The organism is Bradyrhizobium sp. 1, from assembly GCF_023073315.1.
Classification (GTDB): domain Bacteria; phylum Pseudomonadota; class Alphaproteobacteria; order Rhizobiales; family Xanthobacteraceae; genus Bradyrhizobium.
Window position 1 is genome coordinate 339,304 of the sequence record NZ_JADPJH010000033.1, and the last position, 25,205, is coordinate 364,508.

The 25,205-nt window shown below is 60.4% G+C and carries 25 protein-coding genes and 1 pseudogene; 8 read left to right on the forward strand and 18 right to left on the reverse strand.

Features of this window, described 5'->3' with window-relative positions; translation table 11 throughout:
* Window positions 1–129: 129 nt before the first annotated feature.
* From IVB29_RS26650 to IVB29_RS26680, 7 genes are all read right to left on the reverse strand, one after another.
* Window positions 130–609 carry a hypothetical protein gene (locus tag IVB29_RS26650; RefSeq protein ID WP_247506381.1) on the reverse strand — a complete coding sequence of 160 codons (480 nt, stop codon included), beginning with the start codon at window positions 607–609 and terminating at the stop codon, window positions 130–132.
* A 77-nt stretch (window positions 610–686) separates the two neighbouring features.
* Window positions 687–1,466 (reverse strand): hypothetical protein, encoded by a 780-nt coding sequence (locus tag IVB29_RS26655; RefSeq protein WP_247506382.1) that lies wholly within the window; start codon window positions 1,464–1,466, stop codon window positions 687–689.
* A gap of 322 nt (window positions 1,467–1,788) precedes the next feature.
* Window positions 1,789–3,744: a hypothetical protein gene (locus IVB29_RS26660; protein ID WP_247506383.1), complete on the reverse strand. Its 1,956-nt coding sequence runs from the start codon at window positions 3,742–3,744 to the stop codon at window positions 1,789–1,791.
* Window positions 3,741–4,697: a hypothetical protein gene (locus IVB29_RS26665; RefSeq protein WP_247506384.1), complete on the reverse strand. Its 957-nt coding sequence runs from the start codon at window positions 4,695–4,697 to the stop codon at window positions 3,741–3,743. The genes IVB29_RS26660 and IVB29_RS26665 overlap by 4 nt, the downstream gene beginning before the upstream one ends.
* A gap of 4 nt (window positions 4,698–4,701) precedes the next feature.
* Window positions 4,702–5,712, reverse strand: coding sequence for a hypothetical protein (locus tag IVB29_RS26670; protein ID WP_247506385.1), 1,011 nt, complete (start codon window positions 5,710–5,712; stop codon window positions 4,702–4,704).
* On the reverse strand, window positions 5,709–6,779 hold the full coding sequence (locus tag IVB29_RS26675) for a GTPase-associated system all-helical protein GASH (RefSeq protein WP_247506386.1): 1,071 nt from the start codon (window positions 6,777–6,779) through the stop codon (window positions 5,709–5,711). The genes IVB29_RS26670 and IVB29_RS26675 overlap by 4 nt, the downstream gene beginning before the upstream one ends.
* Window positions 6,779–8,122, reverse strand: a complete 1,344-nt coding sequence (locus IVB29_RS26680) for a metallophosphoesterase (RefSeq protein ID WP_247506387.1) — start codon at window positions 8,120–8,122, stop codon at window positions 6,779–6,781. The genes IVB29_RS26675 and IVB29_RS26680 overlap by 1 nt, the downstream gene beginning before the upstream one ends.
* A gap of 191 nt (window positions 8,123–8,313) precedes the next feature.
* Here IVB29_RS26680 and IVB29_RS26685 point away from each other — a divergent pair, with 191 nt between their 5' ends.
* From IVB29_RS26685 to IVB29_RS26700, 4 genes are all read left to right on the forward strand, one after another.
* The gene (locus IVB29_RS26685; protein WP_247506988.1) at window positions 8,314–8,724 is read left to right on the forward strand and encodes a hypothetical protein; all 411 of its coding nucleotides are present in this window, start codon (window positions 8,314–8,316) and stop codon (window positions 8,722–8,724) included.
* A 65-nt stretch (window positions 8,725–8,789) separates the two neighbouring features.
* Window positions 8,790–9,188 (forward strand): hypothetical protein, encoded by a 399-nt coding sequence (locus IVB29_RS26690; protein ID WP_247506388.1) that lies wholly within the window; start codon window positions 8,790–8,792, stop codon window positions 9,186–9,188.
* Window positions 9,189–9,201: 13 nt separating this feature from the next.
* Window positions 9,202–10,113, forward strand: a complete 912-nt coding sequence (locus tag IVB29_RS26695) for a tetratricopeptide repeat protein (protein ID WP_247506389.1) — start codon at window positions 9,202–9,204, stop codon at window positions 10,111–10,113.
* An 11-nt stretch (window positions 10,114–10,124) separates the two neighbouring features.
* Window positions 10,125–10,850, forward strand: a complete 726-nt coding sequence (locus IVB29_RS26700) for an SOS response-associated peptidase family protein (protein WP_247506390.1) — start codon at window positions 10,125–10,127, stop codon at window positions 10,848–10,850.
* Between the two features lie 172 nt (window positions 10,851–11,022).
* Here the strand turns inward: IVB29_RS26700 and IVB29_RS26705 are convergent, their stop codons facing one another.
* The gene (locus IVB29_RS26705; RefSeq protein WP_247506391.1) at window positions 11,023–11,646 is read right to left on the reverse strand and encodes a hypothetical protein; all 624 of its coding nucleotides are present in this window, start codon (window positions 11,644–11,646) and stop codon (window positions 11,023–11,025) included.
* 205 nt (window positions 11,647–11,851) lie between these two features.
* Here IVB29_RS26705 and IVB29_RS26710 point away from each other — a divergent pair, with 205 nt between their 5' ends.
* Window positions 11,852–13,930 (forward strand): hypothetical protein, encoded by a 2,079-nt coding sequence (locus IVB29_RS26710; protein WP_247506392.1) that lies wholly within the window; start codon window positions 11,852–11,854, stop codon window positions 13,928–13,930.
* Between the two features lie 402 nt (window positions 13,931–14,332).
* Here IVB29_RS26710 and IVB29_RS26715 read toward each other — a convergent pair whose 3' ends face one another.
* Together IVB29_RS26715 and IVB29_RS26720 are read right to left on the reverse strand one after the other, a co-directional pair.
* The gene (locus IVB29_RS26715) at window positions 14,333–14,833 is read right to left on the reverse strand and encodes a hypothetical protein (protein ID WP_247506393.1); all 501 of its coding nucleotides are present in this window, start codon (window positions 14,831–14,833) and stop codon (window positions 14,333–14,335) included.
* 59 nt (window positions 14,834–14,892) lie between these two features.
* A complete protein-coding gene (locus tag IVB29_RS26720) occupies window positions 14,893–15,237 on the reverse strand; it encodes a hypothetical protein (RefSeq protein ID WP_247506394.1) in 345 nt (114 codons plus the stop codon).
* 273 nt (window positions 15,238–15,510) lie between these two features.
* Between IVB29_RS26720 and IVB29_RS26725 the strand changes: the two genes are divergently transcribed.
* Together IVB29_RS26725 and IVB29_RS26730 are read left to right on the forward strand one after the other, a co-directional pair.
* Window positions 15,511–15,846: a hypothetical protein gene (locus IVB29_RS26725; protein ID WP_247506395.1), complete on the forward strand. Its 336-nt coding sequence runs from the start codon at window positions 15,511–15,513 to the stop codon at window positions 15,844–15,846.
* Window positions 15,824–17,485 (forward strand): hypothetical protein, encoded by a 1,662-nt coding sequence (locus IVB29_RS26730; protein ID WP_247506396.1) that lies wholly within the window; start codon window positions 15,824–15,826, stop codon window positions 17,483–17,485. The genes IVB29_RS26725 and IVB29_RS26730 overlap by 23 nt, the downstream gene beginning before the upstream one ends.
* 423 nt (window positions 17,486–17,908) lie before the next feature.
* Here the strand turns inward: IVB29_RS26730 and IVB29_RS26735 are convergent, their stop codons facing one another.
* Window positions 17,909–18,130, reverse strand: coding sequence for a helix-turn-helix transcriptional regulator (locus IVB29_RS26735; protein WP_346731304.1), 222 nt, complete (start codon window positions 18,128–18,130; stop codon window positions 17,909–17,911).
* Between IVB29_RS26735 and IVB29_RS26740 the strand changes: the two genes are divergently transcribed.
* Window positions 18,117–18,614, forward strand: a complete 498-nt coding sequence (locus IVB29_RS26740) for a hypothetical protein (protein ID WP_247506398.1) — start codon at window positions 18,117–18,119, stop codon at window positions 18,612–18,614. The two genes, IVB29_RS26735 and IVB29_RS26740, sit on opposite strands and share 14 nt — an antisense overlap.
* On the opposite strand, the gene IVB29_RS26745 is transcribed toward IVB29_RS26740, so the two are convergent.
* From IVB29_RS26745 to IVB29_RS26775, 7 genes and pseudogenes are all read right to left on the reverse strand, one after another.
* Window positions 18,601–18,963 (reverse strand): DUF2274 domain-containing protein, encoded by a 363-nt coding sequence (locus IVB29_RS26745; RefSeq protein WP_247506399.1) that lies wholly within the window; start codon window positions 18,961–18,963, stop codon window positions 18,601–18,603. The genes IVB29_RS26740 and IVB29_RS26745 overlap by 14 nt on opposite strands.
* Before the next feature lie 5 nt (window positions 18,964–18,968).
* The gene (locus IVB29_RS26750) at window positions 18,969–20,246 is read right to left on the reverse strand and encodes a TrbI/VirB10 family protein (protein ID WP_247506400.1); all 1,278 of its coding nucleotides are present in this window, start codon (window positions 20,244–20,246) and stop codon (window positions 18,969–18,971) included.
* Window positions 20,243–21,268 (reverse strand): P-type conjugative transfer protein TrbG, encoded by a 1,026-nt coding sequence (trbG, locus tag IVB29_RS26755; RefSeq protein WP_247506401.1) that lies wholly within the window; start codon window positions 21,266–21,268, stop codon window positions 20,243–20,245. The genes IVB29_RS26750 and trbG overlap by 4 nt, the downstream gene beginning before the upstream one ends.
* Complete coding sequence (gene trbF / locus IVB29_RS26760) at window positions 21,265–21,969, reverse strand: conjugal transfer protein TrbF (protein WP_247506403.1); 705 nt, start codon at window positions 21,967–21,969, stop codon at window positions 21,265–21,267. The genes trbG and trbF overlap by 4 nt, the downstream gene beginning before the upstream one ends.
* A gap of 3 nt (window positions 21,970–21,972) precedes the next feature.
* Window positions 21,973–23,136: a P-type conjugative transfer protein TrbL gene (gene trbL / locus IVB29_RS26765; protein WP_247506404.1), complete on the reverse strand. Its 1,164-nt coding sequence runs from the start codon at window positions 23,134–23,136 to the stop codon at window positions 21,973–21,975.
* Between the two features lie 11 nt (window positions 23,137–23,147).
* The gene (gene trbJ, locus IVB29_RS26770; protein ID WP_247506405.1) at window positions 23,148–23,900 is read right to left on the reverse strand and encodes a P-type conjugative transfer protein TrbJ; all 753 of its coding nucleotides are present in this window, start codon (window positions 23,898–23,900) and stop codon (window positions 23,148–23,150) included.
* A gap of 27 nt (window positions 23,901–23,927) precedes the next feature.
* Window positions 23,928–25,205, reverse strand: a pseudogene (locus IVB29_RS26775) (conjugal transfer protein TrbE); the annotation flags it as partial.

Here is a 25,205-nt window from a genome sequence, read left to right on the forward strand (position 1 = left end):
GTGGTCGTCTGTAGGGCGGCCCCAGCGTCCCGTCCTGCGACGCCCGGTCGACCGCGTGATCGATACCGTAGCGCCAGTCCTGTGCGACCTTGAAAACGCGCACGTAGTGATGTTCGACGACGGCAAGGTTTACGATCGGTAATCCTTGAGGTGCTGATCGTACTTGATCGATTCCGGATATCGGAAAGTCTGACCGGTCGCGTCGACCTCCTCGATGTGCCTGACCACGTCTTCGAAAAGCGCGACGTCTTCGGTCGTGTGATCGATGGCCTTCAATAGCTTCTTCGCCTTCTTCCAATTCCGCAGAAGAGAGTGGCCCGGCTGGTATTGCCGGCCGGTTCCTTCCACTCTGCTTAAGTCGGCGATGATATATTTCACGTAGAGCTCAATGGCGTGCCGGAAGTTAAAACAGATGGGGTATACCAACACGTCGATCTTCGCGCCCGGCTCGTCCGCATCTTCTAGTAGCAGGCGCGTGGCTTCGAAATAGCCCCAGGCATAGTCGTACAGATCGTACGGACCACCGTTGTTGCCGACACACGCATTGAGACGCGACAGGTCGTTTTGAAGTCCTCTGAAGAGCTCGTTTTGCCTAAATGCCGCGACCATGGGCGGGTGTCCCCAGATTGAAAATGGTTTGCAAGACCGCGGATATTGGCCTTCCTACAATACGACTAGCTCCTCGGTCAGATTTCCAGTTGCGACGCATCGGACTCCGAAGTCTGCTCCCAACCTCGCTTCCAAGCGGTCGCCACTCTCAACAGAAAGCTCCTGATATATTCGACCCGGGTGGCCGCGATGACGTCATTTTCGTTCCAGAACCAGACCATCCCGGCCACGTCGGAATAGCCGGGCGTCCAATCTTTCCCCACCATGGCGCACTCCATGAAGCGAGTGTTCCACACCAGAGATCCGCTCATGCCGGAGGGGTTCGGAAGGTCGTGATCTCCGAAAACTTTCGTGGCAAGATCTCGGTTGTACTCAAGTTCAAAATGTATCTGCTGATCGAGCCGCGGCTGCGATGGCAGTTTCGCTTCCCGACAAAGATAGGCGGTGCCGTCGACGCGCAGGGTGTCGAAGAAAAACTCGGAATTCTCCTCAGCAAACCCGAACACGAAGAACAGTTCGTTCGGAACGGCATCGTGGACGATGGCAAGGCGATCTTCCGGGATGGCGTCCGATTTTCGCCAATGTTCGTCCCACAGGACGGGCGAGATCCCAGCGGCGGCTGCGTCGATCGGTTCGACGATGTAGGCCTCCGGTCCATCGATCGCGATGTATCGGTCCTGGTCGCGGACCCAATGCGTCAGAATGTTGTTTTTCCGTTTTCCCAAGACGTGTTCGCAGGAGACCAGCGCGGTGGTACCTCCAAGGCCGACGAAGCTTCCGGTCCCAAGATGCTTCCCGCCCTTGTCGTTCATCGACAGCGCGATCGGCACCGTAAAGTTCGAAACGGCTTCGTACATGCGGCGAAGCACTTCCTGACATCGTTCTGGCCAATCGGCCGGCCCTATCGCTGCTTCCGTCATCGACACCCTTCGCTCAATCCGAGCCGGTGTTGTAGCAGACACGCCTCGAAGCTGGGCTCCCAAAAAGAAAACCGACGTCGCGGCTCGGGCCGTGTTGGTAATTTACCGTCTACACCGTAGTGTTGCCAAGACGACTTTGAGAGCTCAAGGGCTTCCATTCAGATCGTCTTGACCGAGTACGAAATCGGGATCGGCGAATGACGCATCGTGAGCCTTCAGGCCGCGACCGGTGGGACTAGCTAGGCGTCGGACATCAGGTTTAGCCTAACCACCAGAAGAAGCCGACCTTCCGCTTCGGCTCTTCCTTCGGTCCGGCGTAAACGAAGTCGATTTCAGCGTCGGCAAGGCCCGCGCACGACAAGGTCACTCTGCTGACGGTGGTTCGCTTCTGAAGACCGTGCAGGGCCAGCATGATCCGTCTGTTCAAATCCCAATTGTCATCGTAACCGACACTCGGCAGCGATCTGTCCAGCAGCTGCCGGGCTTCGCCAACGAGCGGACGGGCGTTGATCTCCCGACGCAACTCGGGAAGCACCGCCTCGATCAGGGTCCAGCTTGCCAAGCTCGCCTCCCGAAGCGCCCGGACCAGCAGACTGGACTCGATATCGAGGGTCTCTTGTAACGAGACGTCTCGCCGCAACGACCTCCAGCGGTTCGCCCAGCTCTCCGACGATCTTCCGATCTCGAAGACGTCGCGCTCCAGGTCGGTCAAGCGTGCAATCGTCAATACGTCGGCAAGCCCCGCAGCAAAGGACAGCAAGTCGAGACTCCGAAGCTCATCCCGGAGACCGGCGATTGGCCGACGCCATGCGGCGTCGAGTTCGCCCTTCAGTGCCGCTTCGATCACCGACCGGCCGACCAGATCCGGAGCGCGCTTGAAAGCCTCTTGGACGTGATCACCCATGTCTCGCCTCACGGCAGCATTGACAATCGTCGCAATCGCTTCGGGATCTTCGCTGGCCGCGAACAGCTTGAGAAGATCACCCGCTGGAAGTCCGGCGATACTACCGCTGGAGACGAATTCGGGACGGCCCATCAGGATCCGCATCCGCATCTGCGTGGCGGAGACCGAATTGACTATCTCTTCGTCGGCGCGCGCGACGGTCCACTCGAAGATCGGATCGCGCAGCCGCTCGAGGCGATCATCGTCCGACGACGCGAAATCCACGACCTCCACGACCTCCGCGCTCGAGAGTTTTCCGAAGCGCCGTTCGATCTCGGACAATTCGAACGTCGAGTCCGCGACATCGCCGTCGAGCACGCGAAGCATGTCGAGAAAAGAGACGGGAGGACAGATCGACAATGAGTTCGTACCGAAGCCCAGAATGTCGTTCTTCAGGATCGTCCCTTCGCTTGCTTCGGGCAATTCGCCGAAGACCCTGGTAGCGGATGCCAGTGGCAACGCATCTGACGTCTTGGATACGAGGAACGTATCCACCAACAGGCGAAAACGCTCCCTTGGCTTCTCCATGTCGCGTCCGTAGCGCCAGAGAAAACGTCGGAGGGGCGTCACCTTGGTACCGCCCGCGTCCGCTGCTGCGACGTTGATCCAATCGGCGGATCGCAGGTCCTCTCCCGTCTCGGGAATTGCGACTTGGACGTCGTAGCGCCCGCTGCGCCTCGGAGCCGATCCGAGTTGTGCCGTCCGAAACGAAAACTCCATCCGCAACCGCGGCCATTGCTGCGACCACACGGCCGCGATGGCCGCTTCGATCGCCTCGGCGCCGGCGCTCGCGGCCAGAAATGTCGGCTGGTGCGAATAGTACGTGCCGATGATGTCGGCGATCATGTCACCGCGGACCGCGTTCGGCGGCGCCGGCGCGTTTCCAGCCACGTCCAGCGTCAACTGGCTGGAGTAGAAGCTCCGGCCGACCTCTCGCGGGTCTCGGAACAGCGAAAAGAAGATCGACATGTCGGCCTGTGCGGACATGACGGACTCGTCCAACAGCAGCACGTGGCTCCATACGCAGCCAGGCCGAGGCATCTCCGGAGCCGCCCACGTCCGGATCAGCGCGAAACGTCGCGATTCCGCCAGAGGCAGGCCGGTCACGTAGCTCTTTGCCGGTTCGAGCTTGACGCCGCTGGCGAGATCGCTCGCCGCACTCAGATGATACATGTCCTGCGAGGGCAGTCGGACGGTGGACGCGAGCTGGCGATGGCCTTCGGCGTAGCCGAAGAGCGCGTGATCGAAGCTTCTGGGCGTTTGTGCCGTCAATTCCAGCCTTCCAAGCCGCTCAGCCATCTCACCGGGTGAGTAAGGTCGTGTTTGTTCGCACCATGACCCACGACGCGGATGCGCTTGCTCGCTGGCCGGATTGCCGTGAGGCGCTTGCGATCCTCGTCGTCTTTGTTCGCTTTCTTCTTGCTGGGATATGTGCCGCCCTGGGCAGAAACGCCGTAGATCCGTACAGCGTCGGCGATCTCGCCGCCGCGAAGAAACTGATCCAGCAGGGGCATGCTTTTCGCCAACCATTCGTCGGCGGTGTTGAATTTCGCGAGATCCCACAAAGAAACGATCATTGCGATCCGAAAGGGTTTCTTGGAGAAAGGATTGAGGCGCAGCGACTGCAACAAGTCCACCAAACGCACCTGAAGCGGGACTTTCGCCGGATCGGGCTCGGGGTCCTCTTCCGGGGCCGCGGGTGCACCGTCGTTCGGCTCACTACCCTTTCGCTCGCCCTCGTCCTCGTAGTCGTCGTCATCGTCTTCTTCGTGATCGTCGTCCGATTCCCCGATCTGGGCCATGACGTCCAGGATCGTCACGCCATCCATTTCGTAGTTGGCGCTGACGAAGAGCAGCATGCCGTCGGCCTGTTTGACGAGTTCGACGAAATCCGGATCGCAGTAGCGGGTCGCGAAAGCGTTCTGAAGACTTTCGCCCGCGATGTCTCTGAATTCGAGCGAGAACTCTGCGCCGCTTTCCTCGTGGCGCAGACCTATGCGAACGTCCTCCACCTCCTCGGATTTCGTGCGTTCCAGACGCCAGCCGTCGCTCCACCTCTTGGCGATCTTCTCCAGGTAGACGAAATTGCCGGAGTGCAGGCCTTTGGTTAGCACCGTTGGCACTTCGCGAGTGTCCACCAGATGCCAAAGCGCCGCGGCGAACGTCGATTTGCCCGCTTCGGACAGGCCGAAGACGAGATAATTCTTGGAGTTCTGCCCCGTCATAGCGTCACCATTTCGCAAGCAGGCGGTCGATCTGCCTGACCGCATCGTGCACCGCCGGCTGCACAACGCTCGGTAGCGGCTGCGGCGTGGTCCACCGTTTCAGGGTCTCGCCCAAACCCAGATAACCGGTCTCCAGATGAGACTTCGGCAACGCACAGACGCGATGGAATCCGAACGCATGTCCGGAGGCTTTCATTTCCTCGGTGATCTGGCGCTCGTAGTCGTCGAGGATCGCCGCGCTTTGCTCCGCACGCTCCGGTCGATTAGTCGTGTCGATCTTGGTCGCGATGACCTCGATCGCCGCACCGTCCCGGAACGCGCCGTTGTCGTTCAGCGCCGAGATCATCTGCTTGAACTGGCGGCTGTAAGTCGCATGTCGCTCCGGGTTGGTGAGTTTCGCCGCGTCGAGCACGAAGCAGGCCCGATCGGCCAACTTCAACTCGGTCAATTTACCCACCAGCGAAGTGTCCTGCCTCGCCGCCTGGTAGGCTTCCCCCGATCTGTCGGAAATGACGAGATGGGAAACTAGTCCACCGCTTTTCGGTCGTAGAGCGAGATGGTAGAACGAGGTCGGGTCGTCGCGGCTGGTGCGCGGCGTCTTCGGCGTACTGCGCTCCGAGTTCAGCAGGGCGAGGTGGTGACGTTTCGCGAATCCCACCAGCGTCCGGCTTCCGACGAACTCGCGATCGCCGACCGGCCCCTTGCAGAGCGACGCATAGATTGCCGCGATCAGCGTGGTCTTTCCGCTTTTGGGCTCACCGATGACGCTGACCGTCTGAATCCGGTGCCCTCGCGAGAAGGCTTCGAGGTCCTCCCACACCATCGCGTCGCCCGACGCGATGCGGGCGGCTGCCACGGTGCGGGGCGCGGGCACTTGGGTCTCGGACGGCGTTTCGGCGTTCCGGGGCTTGCCGTAGTTGGGGCACAGCTCGACTGGGTCGTGCTGGAGATCGCACTTCCCGGTCTCGGCGACCTTGCAGCCGGGCCGCTGGCACAACACCGGCGTGGCGTTCATTCCGCCATTCCTACGTTCGTCAGGGCAACCCGCTCCCGATAGGCCTGCGTCGCCAATTCGAAATGGGTAAGCTTTTCGCTCGCTGCGGAGGGCACAATTTTGGCAAACCGCTCGGCCCAATCGCCGCCGGTGGCAGCGAGCCGCAGCGCGGTCAGAACCGGAAACACGTCGGGAGCCTTGTCGAAAGTCAGCCGCGCGAGCTGCGCGCCGTCCAGCCCCGCGACGGCATCTGTCAACGACGTGGCCTTATCGTGATCCTTGCCGAGCGATTGCTTGAGGATTCCGTAGGCGCCGTACGGTCCGGGCGAAAATCTAACCATAGCTCCGAGATCCACGCCCGAGACCAAGCCGACGCTCTTTTTCGATATGCCCGACCTCGGAACGTCCAAGACGTTGCTCCAGTCGCCCACATGCCACCAAAGCATGTCGACTTCCTCGGCGAGACGGAGGTTGTCATGCCTCAGCGCGAGGTAGGCGTCGCTCAACGACTTGACTGCGGCAGCCGAACTGTCGCGCAGATCCTGCACGGCAGCTTCGATGAACGGCGCCGCGCGGGCCGCGTCGAACCCGTTCGTCATCTCGGTCTTGAGTTTCGACAGATCTCCCGCCTTGCCGAGAGCCACCTTGCCGGACGGTGCCGTCATCGCACCCTTCTTCGCCGCGGCGGTAACGACGTCCCGCGATTGGTTCACGAGCTCGCCGTTGTCGAGGGCCGATCGCTTTCCCGCGAAGGACGCCGCAAGCGCGATAAGCGCGGTCGTGCAGGCCGTTTCGTTTCCCTGCGACGCGAAATGCCGAAGGATCAGCGTCGCGACCCTGCCGGCCTCCGCAGCGTCCTGCGCGACGAAGAAGTGCGCGTCGGTGTCGTGTAAAGGTTTTTGGAACCAGTCTTCGTAGACCTTGGCGTCATACGGCAGATTGAAGGCCAGTCTGCTCAGATCGACGATCTGCTCCCAGTTGATGTTCTTGACGATCTCGGCGAAGGAGGCGTTTCTCCACTCGACGACGCCGCGGTCCGCCGTCGGTTGAAGCTCTTTGTACGCCTCGATGAAATTGAATTGCGCCATTATCGTCCCCCGTCCGCCAATATCGCATCGATTTCGCGATCCAATTCACCGAGTTGGCCGCGCTCCTCCGCCCGCTGCACGGCGGCGATCGCGACCTCGTAGTCCTTAAGTTCGTTGTCGCCAGTCGCGTCGAGCTTCATTTGAGCGATGAGACGTCGCTGCTCGGGCTCTCTGAGCCGGAAGATCTTGGTCGCGACGCTTCTGACGGTGACGGGCTTTTCGGGCTCGACCATCATCGGTAGCTCCATGGCCTGGGGAGAAGCTTCCGCCATTTTATCCTCTCTCCGTTCCACCCTAGCGGGTTGCCGCTGACGTTGCCACGCCGGAAGATCGAGAGGGTTATCGTGCGCCTCGTTATGGTTGCGATCGAATACCGGAGTAAAATGGTCCACCTCGTGGGCACGCGCCCAAACCTTGACGCGCAGTTTTTCACGCCCCTCGATCTCCACGACGGACGCTTCGATCCAGTTATAGCCAGGTCTCCAGTTGGGCGCGTCCCGGTCGGGCTGCAGCGCACCGGCCCGGACGCGGACGAAATACTTATGCTCTTCCACCCGCTCCGTATGTTCGTGACCGAACAACTGCACCTGGACGACGCCTTCCATGCGCTCCTGGAAGGGCGCTTTGTTTTTGATCCAGTTGAACGGGTGGTGGCACATCACGAGGTGGGCGACTCCGTCGTCACGCTCGATCTGGGCGGCGGCCGGGTCGACCAGCATCTTGTTCACGTTCTCGTCGTCGGTGAGGTCGGAGACTAAGACCGAATTGAAGCCCCAGATTCGCAGTTTCCAGCCATCGTTGAGGTCGACGTCGCGCCGCACATACGGCTTCGACACGTTCTCGACGACCTTTCCGTCCTTGCCCTTGATGTTGTAGGGCCCGATCGGGCAGAGCAGTTTCGCCGCGAAGTGCCTATTGTAGTTCTCAAGCGGGCCGAAAAGGATCTGGGATGAGTGAGGGTCGTGCAGCCATTTGACGAGCTTGCGATCAACGTCCGCCGCCTTCGTTGCGCGCAGATCGCGCCTGGCCGCCTCGAAAGCCGGATTGTCTTCGGCCTTCAGATCGACGTCGTGGTTCCCGGGGATGGACAGCACGTCCTCGATCGCGCACCCCGCAGCAGGGCAGAGATCGTTCACCAGCCACGAATATGCGAAATCGTACTCGTCCTTCCGGCCATGATAGGCGATGTCGCCCGACAGCAGGATTATATCCGGTGAACACAGCCGGGCTCTCATGTGCCTCACATCGTGAATCAGATCATCCCGCAACCCGCGGTTTGGGTCATCATCGAACCCGATCTCTCCGTGTTTGAAGTGGATGTCGGAAATGTGCAGCATCAACATGATGTTAGGGCGCCTTCTGGCTTGCAGAGCGCTAGGCGAAATATTGGACGCGCTGCCGCTCCGATATAAATGTTCCCGGTTCGGTCTGCCAGCACCCAATTCTCCAAACTACGTTCGAGGTGATGGCTGATTTTCGTCCGAACCCAGGTTCGCGACTCGACTCCAATGTTCATGATATGTTCTATTGTGGCATGGCCGACCGACCCGCGAGCTGGCGCATGCCGACCCGAGACCAAGTGGAGAAGATGGCATCCGCCGTCCGCACGAGCGCGCTTCCGTCACCTGGACTGGCACCCGATGGCGACTTGCCGTCGGAATACTGGCAGGCACTCCTGGAGGACGCCCGCGCCGACGTGGGCCGCCCGGGCCCGGGCTCATCCGCACGCCTGCTGCAGCTAAGCCAAATTCCCCAGCATTTACTGAGGGTGTCCTGCAGGCGCTGCGCCCGAACCGTCGAGATTCAGAGGGTGGATGCCGTCCGGCTCTACGGTTCGGACGCGGTCTGGAAGGACGTCGGCCAGCGCCTGCTGGACAACACGTGCTCCAACCGGACCGGGCGCCATGAGGAAGACGGCTGCTGGCCGTCGTACGACACACCGTAGCCGGCGGGACCGGCCATGGCCCCGAAGCACCACCCGCCCCCCTCAGTGGCGGCGACCGCAAGGCATTGGCCAAGGAGCTCGGCCATGCGCGCGCCATGACCACGATCCTTGCCGCTCAGGCAGCCGAAGCCCGGACCAAGGGCGAGGCGCTGATCCGGACGGCCGACCGGCTTCTTTGCGAAAGCTGGAACGAGCGCATGTGGGCGGACGGGGAGCCGATCGATCCGTCGCCGACGATCGATCAGGCCGTGAACGGGGGATACCCGTGGCTCGAGATCGAGTGCTCCCGCTGCAGGACCAAGCGGGACGTCGACCTCGCCTCGCTGCGCCATCCCTCGACTACGTTCGTCCACGACCTCGCGAGCCGGCTCCGCTGCAGCAAGTGCGCCAAGGCCAATCGCCGGCCGCCGGCGACGCTGCTACAGTTGGTGCAGCGCCCTCGCCAGGCCGCTCCGGAGACCTGAAGGAGAGAGCAAAATGTTCGCGCGCTGCCTGCTCTTAGTGATGAGTGTCCTGCTCACGGTTTCGCAAACCAGTGCAAAATCACAAATCGACGATCTGGTGGATCGAGCGAAAAAGGGCGACCCGGAGGCTCAGTTTGAGTTGGGTAGCCGTTACGCGCCGAATACGCCTGGTGGATATCAGATCTTACCCAAAGGAGATGAGTCCATGTCCGATGGAAGCCGGGTCCAGACAAATTTCCAGTCGGCCGTCGACTGGTTGCGTAGAGCCGCGGATCGCGATTACGCGCCAGCCCAGTTCGCGCTAGGTCTGATTTTATATCAAGGAGACGGATCTCTTGAAGATCGTACAGATGAAATCGAATCTGCGCGGTGGCTGAGAAAATACCTGGAAAACAGTCACGCGAATAAGGTCGATGCGGTGAAGGCTCAATTCATGATTGGGATGGAATACCAATTCTTCAACAAGTGCGACCCCTATTGGACGCGCAGCCGTCCGGGAGATCCCATATCATTCGATGGCCTGTACTGCGGAGATGCACGCGAAGGCAAACATCTGACGGAAGACTACCCGGCGTCAGCACAATATTTGCGGTTGGCTGCTAAAGCCGGCGATCAGGCCGCTCAGTATCAACTGGCCAGATTGTACCAAGATGGAAAAGGCGTTCCACAGGACTACCAAGAGGCGGCAAAATGGTATCTGTCTGCCATCGGTTCGGGCTTCTCTCGCGCACGCGGGCCGCTGGGTAAACTGTACGTCGAAATGAGGGATTTGGTATCGGCACACATGTGGTTCAACTTGGCTGCCCTAACCGATGATCGATGGGCTGCCGAGGAACGAGATAATATCGCCCAGAAAATGACGCCCGCTCAGATTGCCGAAGCACAAAAACTGGCAAGAGAGTGGACGGAGACGAATGCGAGGTAGGGGCAAGCACGATGTGCAACCTCTACAGCATCACCACCAACCAGGCCGCTATCAGCGCGCTGTTCCGCGTAGTCAACCGCTACGTCGGCAACTTGGCGCCGATGCCGGGCGTCTTTCCCGACTACAAAGCGCCGATCGTTCGGACCGGACCCGACGGCCGCGAACTCGCGACCGCCCGTTGGGGCATGCCCTCGTCGGCGCACGCGCTCATGGGGGCGACCAAGAAGCGCGCCGCGAAGCTGGACGCCAAGGGCAAGACCGTCGATTTCAAGGAATTGCTCCGGATGGAACCGGACTCCGGGACGACCAACATCCGGAACGTGAAGTCCAAGCATTGGACGCGCTGGCTGGGTCCGGAGCACCGCTGCCTAGTGCCGTTCAACTCGTTCAGCGAGTTCAACAAGGCCGAAGGCGGCGACATCTGGTTCGCGCTCGACGAAACCCGGCCGCTCCTCTGCTTCGCCGGCATCTGGACCAATTGGACGTCGGTCCGGAAGGTCAAGGAAGGCGAGACGACCAACGACCTCTACGCGTTTCTTACGACGGAGCCGAACGCCGAGGTAGGCGCCATCCATCCCAAGGCGATGCCGGTGATCCTGACCACACCGACCGAGGTCGAGACCTGGATGACCGCTCCGGCCGAGGAAGCCCTGAAGCTGCAGCGGCCGCTTCCAGATAGCGCGCTCCAGATCGTCGCCCGCGGCGTGAAGGAGGATAGCGCATCTTCGCTTTCCTAATGCCCCGCGAGTTTGGGTGGCTGGCCTGAAGGGCGGCGCAGCAGCCGAACATGGAAGGGGTTCGACAGGACCGTCGAAGCGCTTACTCCGTGCATAACATTCGGACGAAAATAGAACAAACGACCCTGCTCGCCAAACGACACGACCTTGGCATTGGTGATCGAAATCAGTCCTAGAGATCCCAGTTCCTCGGAGGCGGGCGGTTTCGTGATGCCATGACACCGAGGAAGATCAGGCCGCAGAGTTGCACGGCTGCGAGCGCGGCAATGCCGCCATCCGTTATGTAGGGAATATATTCGAAGATAGCGCCCGGTAACACGTTGCCCTTCGCATCCTTCCGGACGGACATTGCAAAGCACGGGGGTGCGGAGCATCCGCGCTCGTGGGCCTTTATGCGGCTTCCAACGAACGATTGGTCGAGCGGCGTTGGATCATCCCATTGATGGACGCGGCTATCGGAATAACGAACGCCAAAGAATATGAGAGCTGCCAAGCAGACGGCGGCGAATACGCTAAGGGTACCCCACGAAATGAGCGTATTCCGATTGGCGGGATCCTCGAACATCGTGTTCGGCGGTAAAATGGGCCCGATATCGCTTTGTTTTGCCAGCCTGAGATATGACCCGAGTGTCCAAGTCAAGGCCGATCCCGCTGCGAGACTAGCGAGCAATCCAAGATATCCCCGTGAGATTAGAACACCTTCGTCCGCCCCGTTGCGCACGAAATAGGCCCACGTGAAAGCAATCGGCACGAATAACTGTCCGATCCAGGTCCAGAGTTTCGCAAGAGGCAGCATTCATTCGTCTCCTAAGCCAACCGAGATGCGCCACCTTTGGGGCGCCGGCTAGTGGAAATCGCATCATGCCAGCAGACCAAAAACAAATTGTGCATTTCGCTATCCGAGCGCGACTAGCGTCACAAGTGTGATATAGTCGTTTTGCACCATTGGATAGTAGCTAATTTTTGCAACCGTTTTAGTCATTCCCGCATTGGGGCAGACGATGCGCAAGATATTAATCGCCGTTGCGTGCAGCGTAGGCTTGGCGTTTCAAGCATCGGCCGCGGAGCCATCGGATCAGGGCCAACGGCGCCTCGTTGTCGCCCAAGCGCTGGACGTCAAGTCGCTCTTAGGTTCGATTGCAGCAAACTGGAACCCACTCGATACAAAGCAACAGCGGTGGCGCGGGATCGCAGGCGCCGAGCAAGGGCTTGCGTCGTTGGGTGCTCCGAGTGTGGCGGTCTTCGTGGATAAGGATTCCATTTCGAAGCACGTCGAAAAGGAAATTTCGAAGGTCAGCCTCGGCGTAAACGGGTTGAAACTGCAGGCACCCGTCTTGACGTTTCGCCAACAAGGCATTGATGTGCATCTGGCATTTGAGGTTCCGATCAGTGCGGTCAGCGTAAGCGGCACCGCCGATGGCACCGTGTCACTCGCGGTCATCGGGACGAGCTTGTCTATCCTGCCTGCGTTTTCCACGCTTCGCGTCACGAACGTCGATGCCGGCAACCAAATTATAAATGCCGGCTTAGCGGGTGTAGTGAATGCGGGTCTTTCGTCTCTGCTAAAGGCGCTCAACGCCGCCGCCCAGACTGCCGTCAAGCCCATCCCCATCGAGATCAGCCCGATCGCGCCAGTCGACATCGCCGGGCAGCTGAAGGCGATCCCTGGCGTCGTTCGCGCGGACGCCAAGCCCATTGCCATAGATTACACCTTCGCGGGCGCTGTGCCGTTGATCGATGAAACGGGCCTCACGGTCCTTGCCCGCATGGCGCCAAAAACGGAGCCAGGTCCGGGCGCCTTGCCCGAAGCCCCACAGAATGTCGATGACCAAGTGCTCGACCAGAAATTCGCAGCCTTCGGCACCAAATTCCATGCGGCGCTAGACGCTGCCTTCCCGGGCCTGCCGGCAAGCAGTCGCCCGTGGGCCGCAACTTCGAGGCTTTTCGTCGCATCCGTACTGGCCAGAGAAACAAACAATGCAGCGGTTTCTGTCGCTTACCAAGTCAACGACGTTTCGACGACGTTCAAGTCAGGCCCAATTCAGCCTTTCAACTACGAAAGCATCTCGTGTCCGCTGCAACAGGATGCGAGAGAATGCGCCTTGCGCCAGTGTACGCTGAGCACGGACACGCGAGAATGCGCCCAGCCGCACGATGAGCGTGAGTGCGGCAGATGCGCCGATGTTCCTTGCCCAACATGGAGTAGCCCGGGACGTTTCTGCCGGAAGTGCATCAATGATCCGGTGTGTGAAGGCGCCAAGGCAACACAAAACGGCATATATGCTACAAATAAAGCAGCCTGCGAGAGCGCAAAAGCCGGTCAGAATACGCTTTACCAGACACAGTTCGTAGCCTGCCAAGCCGATGCGGGGCGGTTGAAAGCGCAGTGCGAAGCAGAAAAATCGGGACAGAACGCGATATACGCGTCTTTGAAGGCTGCGTGCGAAACGGGCAAGGAGGCCGTCAAGCGACTTCAACTGATTGGTCCGATCGGCGAAGTTCACGGCGATGCGCACGCGACAGGTACACTCAACGTCAACCTATCTGATATCACGGTCGATTCCGGGCTGGAGCGTGTTTCAGCGAAACTCGGGGTCGGCGGCGCAGCCGATATCAACGGCAATGTCGGGTTCCAGCCCTACAATGCTGGCGTAGTCGTTTGTGTATTCCCGTGGCAGGAGCCCTTCCGTACGAAGGCCACGATCCCGAGCCAGGATCTCGTTGAGGCCGTGACCGTCGATATCCATAACGAAGCGGATCGTGTGGCGATCGAGTTCGAATTGCAGAGCCAGGAGGCCAAGTTCAGCTTGCGGCCGACTCCCGTGGAGGCTCTCTTCGTGGCTCATCCACAGGTCGCTCTCAATTGCAGCCTTGTCGCCGCGGTGGCGGGGGTCGGAGCGGCGGTTCAACCAATCACTGGTGATATGCTAGGCGGAGCCACAAGCGGCGATTTCAAGCAAAAAATTCCCAGCCTGAAGTTCGCGACGAAAGTGCCCGCGTTCGATCTGCCAGTCGCTGATGAGAAGCTGCACCTCTCGCCCCAACTCTTGAACGGCAGCATCCTGTTTTCCGCAAAGTGATCTGCCTAAGAGTGATAGGAAGGCGGCATCAAAGGCCCCTAAAAGCGGGGATTTTCGCAATAGGCAAAGCGGCTCGCGATAAGCGGATCTTGAAAGCCTCAAATGCTGTTATGACTTCGCTCGGTTTCGCGGAGGCCTGACCGACGAAGGGTCATTCGGTTTTGCTCGCCGGAGGCACTCGCGCGAGGGGCCCCACCGTCATTTCATGCCGGCATCGTTATCACTGCCCATCGCGCGGGTACATTGTCAACCGGTCTCGCGACTGCACTCGTTTTCGGGCCCCGCTGCCATTTCATAACGGCGTCGCTATCACTGTCCCGACTCCGGTTTCGATCGAAGGTTCGCAGAACGCTACTGGCCGGTCTTCGAGTTCACGCGTTTTTCGATCCGGGTCTGACGCCGCTAGGGACCGTCGGTCTCCGCCTCGTCGTCCTCGTCGAGCTTGGTCGCGAGGCTGTAGCTGACGAGCCTGGCGCTACGGTAGCGGAGCTTCGAGCCTCTCATCACCAGGTACTTCGGGTGGCCGGCAGCGAGGACCTGCAGGACCGACGGCAGCATGTCCACCGGTATCGACATGCGCGCATCTAACCTGTCCGGGTAGGATTCGATCGAGCCGACCGCAATCGGCTTGAGGTCCTTCCGCCGCTCCTCCAGCAGGTTTGTCGACGGGAAGAGCGACGCCGTGACCCGATCGGTCTGCAGGCCAACCGGCCGCAGCAGCCGCCCCCTCACTTTCACGTGCCGGTGCTCATGATAAGGATCGAGCGCGTTCCGAACCGAGTTGAGCGCCAGCCAGTAGCTGAAATCCCAACCCTCGATCTCGACGACGTAGTCGACGATCTCCTCTGCCGGCTTGCGCCGGCGCTTCGCCTTCCTCGGCGCCTTCTTCGGTTCGGTGCCCATCGTGCTGTCCGCCGGCGTCAGGGTGGGCGTCCAAGCTATCCGAGACGGCGCCCGGCAGGCTAGGAGGCGCCTTCGCCCGCCACGAGGCCGCGAAGAATTCCAGCCGCCCGACCAAATCCCGGGCGGCCTCTTCGAACCGGCCGGACCATCCTGGCGAAGTCGCCCCACCACCGGCTCGCCCAGCGCTCCTCGATGGCGTTGCCGAGCACGAGAATGAAGGTCGCTTCCACGACCTCGTTCTCGCGGAGCCGGTCGCGAAGCACGGGCACCGCGCCCACTGCTTCGCCGACCGCAGCGGCCCGCGATCTCTCGTCGGCGATGGCCTCGGCGATCTTCTCTTCGATGAAATCCAGAAGATCGAGAACGAAGGCGGCGAATTCGGCGCGTCGGCGGGTTGTCATCATGTGCTCCGTCGGTCTCGATCCGGGTCGTCTAGCCGGCGAAGGTTTCACATGGGTCTCATCGGAGCTCGATGGGCCAAATTTGTTGACGGGAAATCTTCGCACCTGGCTTGTGGCAACCGCCTGCCCAACGAAGTCAGCGCCCTGGCAATTCGGCGTGAAGGGTGATGCGCTGTCGCGATATTGTCGCATAAATGTGACCAACGACGAAGCATTGCCTGCGATTACTAGCCAAAGTAGTCTTTGCATACAACGTATCCGACGCGGAGAACCGTCATGGACGATATCGATCTGCAACTGAACTTCTCGGATTCCGCCACTTCAGCGGCCTTCTCTGCCGACCTCGACGCCGCCGAATTCCCCGACTTTCGAGCCGCCACTTTCGAGGCCAAGCAGAATTTTGATGCGGCAACGCTCATCGTCGTGCTGAAGGTGCTGGCGGCCGGCTTCTCCGCGCTGTTGGCCTTCCTCAAGTTCGTGCGCGAGTTCCTGAAGAAATCGGAAAAGCCGCCGGTCACCCTGACGCACAGGGGCCGGACGGTAGAAATCCGCGGCGACGCGAGCGACGAGGAATTGAAGCGGATCTGCGATGACCTCGTCGGGAAAAAGTGACGACCTGCTGTGCTCGGACGGCGACGGCGTCTATGACATTTCCTTCTTCGCCGCTTCGATCGGTCACGCCATAGGGCTATCGCGCGATATCCATCAAAGACTCGAGGGTCAGATGTCGCAGCTGGGCTCTCTATGGCAGGAAGCCGACGGCCCGGAAAGGAAGGCGTACCTTCTCGAACTACATGAGACTTCGCATCATGCCCTCATGTATTCGACCCCGGCCGGCGCCCTGCTTTGGCGGCTGAATCAGGTCATCTCCCGCGACATCGGCTGGATCTTCCGCAAGCTGGAAGAGCTAGGCGTCGGACTTGCGAAGAACCAGACGCCCGAAAAAGTCGTCACCTCTCCCGGGTGGCAAGCCATGTTCGCGGCGAACTCTTCGATCCATCCCGGCGTGCGGGACTACGTCTTACGCACCATCCGTTCCCTCACGGACGTGCTGCTGATGCGCAGCATCTTCTTCGGGCGCGACGCCTCCCGGAGGCACGCCGACCTGACGTTCGGGCAATTGATTCCGATACTCGAACGCGGCTTTGCTTACCTTTCGGACCGGTGCGAGGTTCGGTTCGTCACCGATTGGCGCACCCGCCTTTCCAAGAAGACCTTAGTGTTTCCGCGGGACAAATCCTTCAACGTGATGGACATCGCCGAAGTCCACGCGATCGCCTCCGAGCTGTTCGCGTTGCGCGCCCTGGGAGATTTGGACCGATTTAGCGCGCGCCGGGCGCACGCCGAAGCCGGTCCGTTTGCGTCGGCATTCGCGGTCGCCGTCGCGGCGACGAGGCACGTCAATGAGCTGGGCCTCAGCCCGCACCAATTCCAGATGGCCGCCCTGGTCGCCTGTTCAGCGCCCCTCGACGTCTCGGTCGAGACCGACGCGAACTACGTCGAAAAAGCGCTGCCATGGTGGCGGTTCGCCTCGAAGGACGTTCTGGGACCGGACCTCGTCGTGGATTCCATGCGTCAGTGCATGTCTCTCGCGGGCGAGAAACTGATAGGAGCCGGCAGTAACTGGCTCAAATTCCTCGAACATGGCCCCATCACTCCGTCGGAGATGACGCCGAAGGCCTACTCCGTCTATCTGGAAGCACTAATCACGTCCTTGAGGAGCCTAGGGCTAGATCTCCAGATCCACTCTCTACATCGTGGTCTCTCTTTGAATTGGCGCTATCTCCTCACAGTCATCCTGGAGTCCAACCCCGGCTTCCCCGAACTTCCGGGATTCGAGCGTCTTTCTTACCAAGACTGGCGCTCCGAACTGCAACTCGCGATACCGTTTCTGGAGTACACCGACGGACTGCTGTTTCACGGCATCGACATGGACGACGTGTACGCGCCGGACAATCCGATCCGGCAGCTGCAAATGTTCCAGCGGTTCGAGAAGCGCGAGTTCCAGCTGCTCGCGCACCTTCTCAACGGCGCGACGGCGAGGACGAGCTATGCTGCCTATGCGGGCAAGCTGATTCCGAGAAGCGAAGTTCTTCACGCGAAGATCGCAGCTACGCTAGGCAGCAGGAATGTCGCCGATTTCATTTGCAGGCTCATGGCGCATCTGTTCGAGGGCGGTGCGGGCCTGAGTATAGCCTCCGAGCATTTCTCCGTCGTTCCTCCAACTGTACCGCGCGATCGGTATATCTAACCGCCAAATCTCCGGGTCCGGCGAGCTCGGTGCCGCACGTGCGGCCAAGTACCAATCGCCTCGACCGACATTGACGGCCGAAGCGTACACAGCTGTGGTCGCAAACCGAGATCGGGTTTTGGGGAATCCTTGTTTTCAGCGGATTTTGCGGAGTCTCGGCGCAGCAGGGAAGAAGCAACATCCGGCTTAAGCTGGAAGGCACTGCAGCTCTTTCCTCAGACTGATAAGCAAACTCTCAAAACCTTATCAGTACCCGACGCCGCCTTCATCGGCAGCAGTTATGACCAAAGTCATCTCTGATAATTGTCTCCGCAACCGGGAGTATTCTCCGAAAAGGTTGGAGACTTTTCGGCACGCCAGTTCTGTAGAGAACCTCGCTTCTGCGCCGCCGGCTGCACGACCCGTGCCGGCACGCGGCTCAAATTATCGTTTTAGTAGGTCGCTCGCCTCCACGCCTAGCGCCTTGGCAAGTTTGCCGAGCATCGTAACCGAAGCACTGTAGGTGCTGGTCTCCAACTGGCTGATATAGCTTCGATCTACCTTCGCTCGAAATGAGAGTTCCTCCTGGCTCCAGCCTTTTTCATGCCGAAGCCGCCGAAGGTTCTTTGCAACAATGTCTCGCATTCCGTCCATGAAAGACGGCATGCTTCTTGTTGAGCATACTCCTCAATTGAGTATACTCAACAAAGAGGCTACGGAGGCAGTATCCCGTATGGATGGTCCTGAGACAGTACGGCTAGAGCCGTTCGCGGAAGTGGTGGGGGACGCTTATCAATTTGGATACCGCACTATCGGAGTCAGCAATTACGTTTCTGCGGTCGAAGTGCCTATCCAAATCGTAGAGCAAGCGGTGCTGACGAGAGCTTCGTTAACCGTAGGCATTGGTCCGGACGGAACAGTAATTTCGCATTTGCTATCGTCACATGTTGCAAACACCCTCTCATATCCGCCGACCGACCTGGAAGCGCTCGACGTCCTAGTCCGACGAGCCGTAAATTCCGAAAGTCTTCGGATGGAGGAAGCAACTCTTTCAGACCTAAATACGCTTTTGCAGCGACTTGAGCGTTCTATCACTCTCGTGAAGGATGCCATCAGCCAGATATCAAGCGAACCGATTACTCCGGTCTAGATGGCGAGAATCTCTGGCTCGCTTCTTCCCTGGTAGCTGGCCGATAGGATGGTTCCTTGCTCTTGCTCGGGCTCTCTCCCAGCTCTTTCTGGGTAGACGGATTATTGACACGGCGGGGCGTAGTGATCGTCGGATCCTTCACGCCGCCTACCCGGCTGGCTCGCTTGAAATCCGCGTCGCCATCAAGAAACGCCTCGAGTATGAACGGTACGAGATCGGCCACTTCTTCCCGTGTGCCGTAGGTCTCTGCGTAGAATTCGGCGTAGTCGCGAAGCCGCGCCGCAAGGTTCGGCGTCAGCGTCGTGCTGAGCTTGACCGGGGTACGGTCGGGCAGTTTCGAAAGCTTCATCGGCACTATCTCGCCTTGGCCACCGTCTGAATGTCCTGATAGGGCCTTAGCACGAGATCCTTCGAAACAATCACCCGTAGCGGCCAACCCGGCCGCACCGTGATGGTCGGCTGCACGTCGAGCTCGCGCTCCACCAGGCGCTGCCCCGCACGATTGGTCGTTTGCTGCGTGCTTTCTCGGAGCGCCTTGACGAGATCGCTCTCGTCGTTTCCGATCGAAAGTTGTGTCCCCACCCCGATCAGGGTCGCCAAGGCGACGCCCTTGAGCAATTGCCAAGTGTGGAAGTCGACCTCATCCTCGAGCCCCGCATAACCTGCAACGTCTGAGGCCGGAAGGTTCTCGATCACGATCGAATTGCCGTTCGGCAGGATGAGCCGGCTCCAGATGACCAGCGCCCGCTTCTGGCCAAAAGCGACGACACTATCGTACTTGCCCACGATCCTTGTCCCCTGCGGGATCAAGAGATGTTCGCCGGTTACGGTGTCGTAGACGTTCTCGGTGACCTGACCGATGGTTGCGCCGGGCAAGTCCGAATTCAGCCCCGTGACGAGGCTCGCCGGGATGATCGACCCCGCCATCACCGCATAGGTGGATGGTGCTGGTTTAAGCGCATGAGGATTGATGGTCTCCGTGTCAGCTTTCGCTCCCACGAAGGCCAGCTTTCGCGCCTGCGATGACGGAATGATTTCGCTGGAGCGGTCGACCATCGCCTGTGCTGTCTTTGCGAGTTCCGCAGCGGACGGCCCTGTATCCGGCGTTGAAGGCCGGAATGCGGATGGGACAGCAGCCGGCGCTTCGGTCGTGCTTGCCTGCTTACTCTTCTCCTGTTTCTCCGAGAGGCGGAAGAACAGTCCCGACTCCTTTGCCTGTTGAGCAATCCGCGTCTGCCGGATCCGCTCAGCCCGCTCGGCGTCTTCCTCCGGGTTAGTCCGGAAGCCGCCGTCCGAAGCCACGCCGACCTTCTTCTCGTTTTCGGCAAAAGCCCGGCCAATGTCCCCAGGCGACGGCGGTCCAAGCCGCGGCGTCGATGGCGGCAACTCCTCATAGGACTTTGGCAGCTTGCTCAAGCCCTCGGCGGTCTGCTTGCGGTCGGTGTTGTAAAGCTCTGTTCGTTCAGACTGCTTGAAGGAGGACGGTCGGAGCGCAATGAGTACCGCTCCGCCAACAAACAGCGCTGCGACGGCGCAGCCGATCATGAGAGCGCGCCTGTTGAGGCGCCGCACGGGCCGCGGCCGTGCTCGCAGTTCCAGCGGCTCCGGATCCTGGTCCAATCCTGTCGTCATGAGGCGCTCCCGGTGCTGAAGACCTGCGATACCGGTCGCGCGTCGATACGAATGATCCGGACGATACGCTGCGGATCTTCGCCAAGACGAAGCTCGGCGGCACCGAACATCCGGTCGACGATGTAGTAGGAGCCACGGACCCGGTAGTTGACCAGGTTCGGCCGCCCATCGGCTCCGGCGACAAACAAGGGCGGCGCCTCCCCTTGCGACAGGCCGGACGGCATCTGGATGTAGACCTTGCGTCCGTCGTCAAAGGCGCGCAGCGGCCGCCACGGCGGATCGTCTCCTTCAATGCGATAGCGGAAATTCAGGCTGTCGAGCCGCACGCCGCGATCGGCGATCCGCTCCTCGCTTTCCTGAGCAACAACGTTCTGCTTGTGGAGCGCAACGAGGGTATCTGTCGGATACGTCCACGAGATCGACGCCATGTAGGTCTGCTTGGTCGAGACGAGCTCGAGGTGATAGGCCCGCCGGTCAGTCAGGACCACGAGGTTGGTTTGAATATCCGGCAGCGTCGGTTTGACCAGGATGTGCACACGCCGGGAGTTGCCCTGCCCGCTCGAAGTATCGCCAACCACCCAGCGAACCGTATCGCCGGTGGAGACATCAATCAGTTCCTCGCCGGGTTGAAGCGCGATGGTCGAGACCTTTTCTGGACTGGCATAGAGCCTGTAGAGCGCGCCCTCCGTCCACGGATACACTTGGATAGCATTGATATAGCCGGCACGCGTCGGCTCCATTCTCGCCGCCTTGTTCGCCTTCGCGATCGCCTGCTCTGGCGGCAGCTTTTCCTCTTTGCCACCCTTCGTCGGATAGGGCTTCAACTGGCCAGGCAACGGCAGGACCTTGGGCGTTTCGACGATTTGCACCGGCGCTGGCGGATCGGTCTCTGGAAGCGCCTTCTCAAATGTCGTCTCGTCATAGGGCGCTTCGAGATTGAGCTTGGTGGCGCATCCGGCAAGCCCAAGCGACAAGGCAAGGACGCTGGCCGACGCGAACTTGGTGAGGGCTTTGGAATTCATTTGGCGTCTCCAATGAGGTCGCGCGACCAGTTGAGGGAATGGACGTAGAGGCCGAGAGGGTTCTTCCGCAGCGTTTCGGCATCTGCGGGCGGCTTGAGAACGGTGGTGACAAGACCCGTGAAGCGCTCGGTCTTTGCGATTGCGCCGTTCTCGTAGGTGTTCTCTTTCCAACGGATCTCGAAGCTGTCGCCGGACGCGCGCACCACGGATGTGACCTCGGCGGTCACGGTCTTGGAGCCGATCTTTGTGAACGGATCGGCTTCACGCGCGTAGTCGTTCAAGGCCTGTGCGCCGCGATCGGTGACGAAGTCGTAGGCACGCAGCCAGTTCGCCCGGACGATGACCGGATCGATCGACAGCGAGCGGACATTCTCGATGAACCGCGCGAGAAAATGCGCGATCTGCGCATCTGACGGCTGGTAGGATTCAAGCGCCGGCCCGACTGCTCGAACTTCGCCGAGCCGATCGACCTCGACGACGTATGGGACGACACCGGAGCGGGCAATCTGGGTGAAGATCGTCAGTCCGAGCACGACGGAGAGGCCAATGGCCGCCAGGGCCGCCAACCGCCAATTGCTCGCCTGCACGCGGGCTGATCCCAACCGCTCGTCCCAGACCTGGGCTGCCTTCTGATAGGGCGTAACCGGCTCGGGCGTTTCGCCATAGCGAACGGACACGCGCTGAAAGGGATGACCTGCCATATCCTATTCCTCCCCCAGCTTCGGGCCCGAAGAATGCCCGCCCTTGTCACCTTCCTTCAGCGTGTGGGCGGCAACTTGCGCGGCTTCCCTTGCGTGACCGCGTGCTGACGACGCCGCCGCACGTCCCGCGCCTGAAGCAGACGCTCCGCTCGTTGCGCCGCCGGTGCTCGCGCTGGAGAGCTGATCCATGGTTGAGGCCCGGGCCGACGTGCCCGCCACCGAGGACGCGCCGCTGAGCGATGCTGCGGAGCGAACCGCAGTCATTGAACCGCCCGCCGCAACGCGTAAGCCCCCAGCGGCCACCGCTCCGCCGCCGATTGCGATAGCCGCCGCGCCCGCTACCGTTCCCGCGGCCGCACCGGCGCCTAACTGGGGGGCACCTGAGACCAGGCCCGCCGCGATTCCCGGGCCAAAGATGCCAAGGCCAAATAGCGAAAGGGCCGCAAGCAACAAGCTCATGGCCGAGACGATCTCGACTGGCCGGGTCAGCGTGCTTGCGAGCTGACCGAAGATGGTCGAGCCGATGCCGATGATGATCGCAAGAACCATCACCTTCACCCCCGAGGCGACCACGTTGCCGAGCGTCTTTTCCGCAAGGAATGCGGTCTTTCCCCACAGGGCGAACGGCACCAGGATGAAGCTCGCAAGCGTCGTCAGCTTGAACTCGATCAGCGTGACGAAGAGCTGGATCGAGAGCACAAAGAACGCGAGCACGATCAGGATCCAGCAAAACAGCAGGATCAGGATCGTCGGCAGGTTGGTCAGGACGTCAAAGCCCGAGAATTGGCCGGTCTCCTCCAGAAGAGGATGAGCCGCCGTAAACCCGGCCGACGCTACAAAGCCTGGCCGCGCCAGGTCGGCGGCGCTTAAGCTCCCGCCGGATGCCTTCAAACCGATACTGGAGAAGGATGCAAAGACGATATCGGAAAGGCTCTTGAAGTTACCGATAATGAACGCGAAAGCGCCGACATAAAGCACCTTCTTGGCAAGCGTGACCATGACGTGGTCGTCGGCGCGCATGCTCCAGGCAAGCCCGGCGAGCGTCAGGTCGATGCCGATCAACGTTGAACTCAAGAATGAGACGTCGCCGGAGAGGAGACCAAACCCGGAGTCGATGTAGCGCGAGAACGTCTCGGTAAAGCGGTCAATGACGGAGAGATCAGCCATGGCGCCCTCACCTACTTGCCGCTGGTGTAGGCATGGCCGTCGCCGATGAAGCGAGTAAATCGCTCCTGGGCGGCGGCGGACGATGCCTGCTGTTCGGCTGCACGCAAGGTGTCCGCGCGCGCCTGCGTTGCCATGAGCGCCTGGGTCTGTAACGACTGCTTGATCTGCAGGGCGAGCAGTTCGTTACCGGACTGTTGGGCCTGCAGCGAGCCGACCGCCGCCGACGAATTGGCCATCAGGGTTCGAAGCGTCTGGCCGTCCTGATCCAGGCTACTGACAATGGCAGATTGAATGGTGAGCGACTGCTTCAGCCCATCGTAGCTATTGTCCCAACGTGATGTCGCGTCCAGAACCATCTTGTCGGACGAAACGGCTGCTGCATATTGGCGGGGATATAGCCGCTCGAAATCCTGCTGGGTCTTCTGGACATCGAACGAGATGTTCTTCGCCTGACCAATCAGGCTGTTCATCTGATTGATCGTCGATGTGAGCTGTCCGACGACGCTGGTTGGAAGGCTCGTCAAATGCTTGGCCTGGTTGAGAAGAGACTGAGCCTGGTTTTCGAGGCTCCTGACCTGATTGTTGATCTGCTCAAGCGCACGCGCAGCGGTCAGAAGATTCTGGCTGTAGTTCGTAGGATCGAAGACGATATCGAACGCCCCGAGCCGTCGGGACCCGTTCACGGCGATGACAAACGATAGTATTGTTGTTATGATAACTCTTGAGGTTGTACCCAAGAACGTGCGGCCGATGCTTTCGAGCATGGAAGACTCCAAGGATTGAGGTTGAGCTCAGATTTCGTGGGCTTGTTCGAAGGTGCTGATCAGGTTTGCTGCCCAGTGCAGGTTTCGTTCGGCGAGATAGTGCTTGGCGAAGTGATGGGGACCGGAGCGGGACAGGACTGCATCGATGGTCCGTTGATCCTCAGGCGAGGATGCTGCGGCCAGCGCGAGGGCCACCGGTCCGAGGCCCAGCTCAAACAGGCGGTTTCCGGCGCGGGACTGCAGATAATAGTCGCGCTTGGGGAACGCCTCCGCGATCAGGCGGACCTGAGTGTCGTTCAATCCAAAGCGCCGATAGGTCTCGGTCTGGGTCGGCTCCAGCGCACGTGGGTTCGGCAGGAATATTCTGCTTGGACAGGATTCGATGATCGCAGGAGCAATCTGGCTGTCGGCGATATCTGCGAGTGACTGGGTCGCGAAAATGACAGCCACGTTCTTCTTCCGCAGCGTCTTTAGCCATTCGCGAATCCGGCTCGCGAACAGTGGGTCGTCCAGAAACACCCAGGCCTCATCCAGCACCAGCAGCGTGGGCCTACCGTCGAAGCGGTTCTCAAGAGTGTGGAAGAGATAGGTCAGAACCGGCGCCACCAGGCCAGGCAACGCCATCAGCTCTTCCATTTCGAAGGTGAGCACATCCGCGCCGGAAAGACGGTCGGCGTCTGCATCCAGGAAGCGGCCGTACGGTCCTTCCAGTGTGTAGGGCTGCAGCGCCTGCCGCAGCGCGTCACGGGCAAGCAGTGCCACGAGCCCGGTCATCGTTCGCTGCGAGACGGGGGCGGACCCGAGACTCCTGAGCGCCGACCAGAGCGTCTCCTTGACCTCAGGCGTTACGGTCACGCGCTCATGGGCGAGCACACCGCAGAGCCAGTCGAGCGCCCAGAGCCTGGCTCCCTCCTCCGCGACATCCTTGAGCGGCTGAAATGCGATGCCCCCCTTGGCGCCCAGTTCATACCAGGCCCCCGACAACGCTAGAGTGGTGGCCCGCGCCGATCGGCCCTTGTCAAACGTGATCAGCTGCGCGTTCGGATAGCGCCGGAATTGAAGAGCGAGCATCGAGAGCAGGACCGACTTGCCCGCCCCAGTGGGACCGACAATGATCGTATGCCCGACGTCGCCGGCGTGGAGCGACAACCGGAACGGGGTCGCGCCCTTGGTCTTGGCGATCAGGAGCGGCGGGCCATCAAGGTGCTCGCACCGCTCAGGTCCAGCCCATACTGCCGACAATGGGCACATATGGGCCAGGTTCAGCGTATGAACGATTGGCTGGCGGACGTTCGCATAGGCTTG

Coding starts and splice junctions, on each gene's coding strand:
- IVB29_RS26730 (WP_247506396.1), top strand. CDS start 15,824: ATGACCTCGTCGGGAAAAAGTGACGACCTGCTGTGCTCGGACGGCGAC.
- trbG (WP_247506401.1), bottom strand. CDS start 21,268: ATGAATTCCAAAGCCCTCACCAAGTTCGCGTCGGCCAGCGTCCTTGCC.
- trbL (WP_247506404.1), bottom strand. CDS start 23,136: ATGGCTGATCTCTCCGTCATTGACCGCTTTACCGAGACGTTCTCGCGC.
- IVB29_RS26685 (WP_247506988.1), top strand. CDS start 8,314: ATGGCCGACCGACCCGCGAGCTGGCGCATGCCGACCCGAGACCAAGTG.
- IVB29_RS26655 (WP_247506382.1), bottom strand. CDS start 1,466: ATGTACGAAGCCGTTTCGAACTTTACGGTGCCGATCGCGCTGTCGATG.
- trbF (WP_247506403.1), bottom strand. CDS start 21,969: ATGGCAGGTCATCCCTTTCAGCGCGTGTCCGTTCGCTATGGCGAAACG.
- IVB29_RS26735 (WP_346731304.1), bottom strand. CDS start 18,130: ATGCCGTCTTTCATGGACGGAATGCGAGACATTGTTGCAAAGAACCTT.
- IVB29_RS26750 (WP_247506400.1), bottom strand. CDS start 20,246: ATGACGACAGGATTGGACCAGGATCCGGAGCCGCTGGAACTGCGAGCA.
- IVB29_RS26665 (WP_247506384.1), bottom strand. CDS start 4,697: ATGACGGGGCAGAACTCCAAGAATTATCTCGTCTTCGGCCTGTCCGAA.
- IVB29_RS26670 (WP_247506385.1), bottom strand. CDS start 5,712: ATGAACGCCACGCCGGTGTTGTGCCAGCGGCCCGGCTGCAAGGTCGCC.
- IVB29_RS26675 (WP_247506386.1), bottom strand. CDS start 6,779: ATGGCGCAATTCAATTTCATCGAGGCGTACAAAGAGCTTCAACCGACG.
- IVB29_RS26695 (WP_247506389.1), top strand. CDS start 9,202: ATGTTCGCGCGCTGCCTGCTCTTAGTGATGAGTGTCCTGCTCACGGTT.
- IVB29_RS26720 (WP_247506394.1), bottom strand. CDS start 15,237: ATGATGACAACCCGCCGACGCGCCGAATTCGCCGCCTTCGTTCTCGAT.
- IVB29_RS26705 (WP_247506391.1), bottom strand. CDS start 11,646: ATGCTGCCTCTTGCGAAACTCTGGACCTGGATCGGACAGTTATTCGTG.
- IVB29_RS26745 (WP_247506399.1), bottom strand. CDS start 18,963: ATGAAGCTTTCGAAACTGCCCGACCGTACCCCGGTCAAGCTCAGCACG.
- IVB29_RS26650 (WP_247506381.1), bottom strand. CDS start 609: ATGGTCGCGGCATTTAGGCAAAACGAGCTCTTCAGAGGACTTCAAAAC.
- IVB29_RS26715 (WP_247506393.1), bottom strand. CDS start 14,833: ATGGGCACCGAACCGAAGAAGGCGCCGAGGAAGGCGAAGCGCCGGCGC.
- IVB29_RS26740 (WP_247506398.1), top strand. CDS start 18,117: ATGAAAGACGGCATGCTTCTTGTTGAGCATACTCCTCAATTGAGTATA.
- IVB29_RS26725 (WP_247506395.1), top strand. CDS start 15,511: ATGGACGATATCGATCTGCAACTGAACTTCTCGGATTCCGCCACTTCA.
- IVB29_RS26700 (WP_247506390.1), top strand. CDS start 10,125: ATGTGCAACCTCTACAGCATCACCACCAACCAGGCCGCTATCAGCGCG.
- IVB29_RS26710 (WP_247506392.1), top strand. CDS start 11,852: ATGCGCAAGATATTAATCGCCGTTGCGTGCAGCGTAGGCTTGGCGTTT.
- trbJ (WP_247506405.1), bottom strand. CDS start 23,900: ATGCTCGAAAGCATCGGCCGCACGTTCTTGGGTACAACCTCAAGAGTT.
- IVB29_RS26680 (WP_247506387.1), bottom strand. CDS start 8,122: ATGTTGATGCTGCACATTTCCGACATCCACTTCAAACACGGAGAGATC.